The organism is Weissella kandleri, assembly GCF_045504165.1.
In the GTDB taxonomy this organism is placed as follows: domain Bacteria; phylum Bacillota; class Bacilli; order Lactobacillales; family Lactobacillaceae; genus Weissella; species Weissella kandleri_A.
The window spans coordinates 1-3,196 of the sequence record NZ_JBJJNY010000024.1 but is presented as its reverse complement, the minus strand read 5'-3'; the positions used below and the strand labels follow the sequence as shown (position 1 = coordinate 3,196).

The window sequence follows — 3,196 nt, the reverse complement described above, 5'->3', positions numbered from 1 at the left end:
GTATACTTGTCACCAACGTTTCCTGACTTTACTTCTGATTTGGCAATCTCCTTACCATTTTCATCGACGTATTTCACAGTTACATCCGCACCTTTTTCAGGGTTCTTAGTATAAATATACGTGACCGTTTGTTCCTTATCAGTAATTTTCCCTGTTTCATTTCCTTGGACTTCTTTGAAGGTATATCCTTTGATACTCTTCTTTTCGGTCTTATATACTGACCCTAATTTTCCACCCTTAATCTCACTATCCGTAATTACATTCCCTTGTTCATCAACATAGTTAGCTTTTACTGTTCCAACTTCGTTGGCTGGTAACTTGGTTAGGATGTAATCTGCTTCATCATGTAATTGAACAAAATTACCTTTAATTAAACCATAGTTTGAAACTTGCTTATAACCTTGTTTTTTAAGATCTATCAATACTTTATTAACTTGATCTGTTAAGTCATACGCATCTTTATAAGTTCCATCAATACTAATTTCATCAGCAATTTTTTTACCATTCATATCATAGAAATTTACAGTATGATTTGAACCATCATCTTTGTAATAAGTATATGTCACTGTTTTAGGTTGACTATCTAACTTACCACTCGTTTCACCCTTTACATCATGGAACGTATACCCCTCGAATGTTTTTTGCTTCGTTTCAAAAGAATCATCAACGTTTCCAGAAATAATGGTTGGATCTTCAATATTCTTACCATTTTCATCCACATACTTGACAGTCACATCTGCTGCTTTGACAGGCTCGCCAATTTTATACAATTCAGTTCCTGATTGTACTAACTTACTACCATTAGAATAATTATGAATGTGTTTTAACAATTGATTATCATGACTTCTCTCTCCTTGAACCAATATAGTATCAGGTATTCTACCAGTAGTATAATCATTTATAGTATATTCCCCATTATTATTGGTCAGAGCCCCACTGGTTGAAATAACACTATCAGTAATTGGAGAACCATCTAACCCTTTAACTTGCGATTTAAAAGATACAACCTTTTGTCCATCTTTTACTTGCACTGGATTTGGTAATTCTTGCCATTGATTTATTGCTTGAACTGACAAATTACTATATTCAGAAAATTGGCTAAAATCAAAAATTTGATTATTGTCTAATGCAAACATCCTACTTCCATGCTTATATGCGTCATCAAAATAAGGTTTTAATGCTTTAAATTGGTCATTTGTAATTCCACCAGCATTATAATATACGTTGGAATCATTTTTTCCATAAAGTCCAACTACATGGGCCTTATCTCCCCAATGCGTTGAGTTCAATGCGTCTATATCTTCGTCTGAAAAGCTCGCCTTACCTAGCCATAAATCTTCTAAATTATTTAGCCCTGTTAGAGGCTTCAAAGATACATCCGAATTCATATTCTGTATTTCAATTGATATATTGATATTTGATGGCAAATATTTTAGTGCCTCTAGCCCCTTTAATGATGTTGGTCCAGTTGGACCGTTTTCTGGACTACTATAAAACATATCTATACTAATAAAATTATTTCCCGAAGTATAGTTGCTAAAATCACTTTGAGTTAATGGTTCTGAATCAGTTTTTTTAGTATTTAATGCATCACGAACGACACTTTCTAGTGCTGGGTCATCAAAAGTTACAATCTCATCATTTTCTTGTACTTTTGATTCATCTATTGAATCCTTTGTACCTTTTGTTTTATCTGCAATATTTTTTTTATCTGACAAAATGGTACTTGAATTAATGTTATCAACCTGATTATCTGCCAAAACCGCTAACGGATTAACTAACCCTAAAAATGTTGTACTTATTAATAAATATTGCCCAATTTTCATTTTTAATTTCTCCTGTATTGAATTACTGTAAAACGTCCAAATCTCTTACTTTAACTGTTTAGCACGCTCATCCAGATATTTCATATCTTTAACTAAGATTAGACCATACTGCATCAATAATATTTTCATTAACTAATTCAGACATACCCCTTTGTTACCGCTGTTCTTTAATTCATATCAACAAATTTGACAATGATTGTTTGCTTAATCCCGTGATTTCTGAACATTTCATTTATATCATCTGAATTTGAACCCCAAAACATTGGCGTGGCTTAATATAAAAAAGCACATATATGTCCTCTACTAAAAAAGACAAACCTTTTTATGTCTCATTTAATACAATTGTAAGGTTTAATTGAGGTTTTGCGATTCTAAAAATTGTCTCAAAAAATACAATTTTTGGTTAGGAATTATCACATTCGATACATTTTGTTATTTTTTGGAAAAAATTTAAATTAAAAACACTTCAATAATTAAGTTAAAGCGCACAGATGCGCAGAAGTAAATTATATTTTATATTGAGTAGTAAATAATATTCTCCAATAGCTTAGTATCCGCGTCCTTTAAAAATAAAAGTGTGGTCGATTAGATGATCGTTAGTTTTTTATATGCTGTAAATTGCTTTGCACCAACAATATTACAAACCATTATCACCCTGACTACTTGTTGGCTGGGGGGGGGGTTTATGTAATATAAAAAGCTCTGCCGAAATAAAGCTTAGACAACGATTTTCTCTAGCAAAAAGTTTATTCAATACAAACTTAAATCCTTACTTCACTAATCCCTTTTTAGCCAAAATATAATATGCCGACATCCAGGGTAATACTGTAAATTTTACTAGTAACAATATCCATTCCATTAGCCTCTAAAATATCAATAAATCCGTTTTCAAACAGAAGTAAATTATTCTTAGGTTATTTAAATTAATGAAAACGTTTAAAAAATAATAACTACACTATTTAAAAAATCGCTATCATTTGTTATTCGTTTCTTTTCCTAGTTAGTAGCCGAGGGCAAAGAAAAAGACAAGTAAATTAATACTTGTCTCATTCTTTACCAAATTTAACACAATAATATTAACGTTATTTATAATTTGTAGAATTATGAATAAATTATTATATTTTTATTTCCGCTTCTTCCAAACTNCTTGTCTCATTCTTTACCAAATTTAACACAATAATATTAACGTTATTTATAATTTGTAGAATTATGAATAAATTATTATATTTTTATTTCCGCTTCTTCCAAACTATCAATCCAACTAATGAAGCTAACACAACACTGACAATTCCAGCTAATGTCACCTTTTCAGCTGCAGTCTTTGGTAATACTGACTGAACTCCCTCAACTACGTTATTCATTACGTCATT

General features: G+C 31.0%; 2 protein-coding genes. Both read right to left on the bottom strand.

The window, feature by feature from the left end; translation table 11 throughout:
• A partial coding sequence (locus tag ACJQWY_RS06835) for a MucBP domain-containing protein (protein WP_407076982.1) occupies positions 1-1,826 on the bottom strand: 1,826 nt, incomplete at its 3' end.
• Between the two features lie 1,229 nt (positions 1,827-3,055).
• Positions 3,056-3,187, bottom strand: coding sequence for an LPXTG cell wall anchor domain-containing protein (locus ACJQWY_RS06830; RefSeq protein WP_407076983.1), 132 nt, complete (start codon positions 3,185-3,187; stop codon positions 3,056-3,058).
• Positions 3,188-3,196 lie beyond the last annotated feature (9 nt).

Excerpts from the sequence above, each read along its gene's own strand:
- ACJQWY_RS06830 (WP_407076983.1), bottom strand. The coding sequence starts at position 3,187 with ATGAATAACGTAGTTGAGGGAGTTCAGTCAGTATTACCAAAGACTGCA.